The sequence below is a fragment of the Streptomyces sp. SID14436 genome (assembly GCF_010548465.1).
Lineage (GTDB): Bacteria > Actinomycetota > Actinomycetes > Streptomycetales > Streptomycetaceae > Streptomyces.
Map to the genome: position 1 here is coordinate 1 of NZ_JAAGMD010000695.1, position 455 is coordinate 455.

A 455-nucleotide genomic window follows, 5' to 3' on the forward strand; every position below is an offset into this window, starting at 1 on the left:
GGTCCGGGACCGGGCGGCAGCAGGCCGGCGGCCGGCTCCGCCGGGACGCAGCCCGGTCGTGGTCGAAGATACCCGGCGGGAGCCGCGGCCCGGACGTCCACGCCGTGCGGTGGGCGGTGAAGGGGGCGTCGCCGGAGTCGGGCACCGCGCGTCCCGCCGGAGCGGGACCGGGGGCGGATCACGGCGGCGGGACACCGGCCGGCGGGGCGGCGGGGGCGGGACGCATCCCGAACAGGAAGCGGGTGACCCGGCTGCGGCGCACCCCGTACTCGTACAGCAGGAAGATCACCGCGAACGATCCGGTCACGATCACCGCGTACTCGACCGCCATCGGCGCACGCCATCCGGTCACGCCGTAGGCGAGGGCGACCACCACCGGCTGGTGCAGGACGTACAACGGCAGGGCGGCGACGGCGAGGCGGCGCAGCACGGCGTCGCGGCGCGGGGCGGCGCGG

1 pseudogene is annotated in these 455 nt (G+C 78.0%); it reads right to left on the bottom strand.

Features of this window, described 5'->3' with window-relative positions:
* Positions 1 to 178: 178 nt before the first annotated feature.
* Positions 179 to 455: pseudogene (locus G3I53_RS24970) on the bottom strand (acyltransferase); the annotation flags it as partial.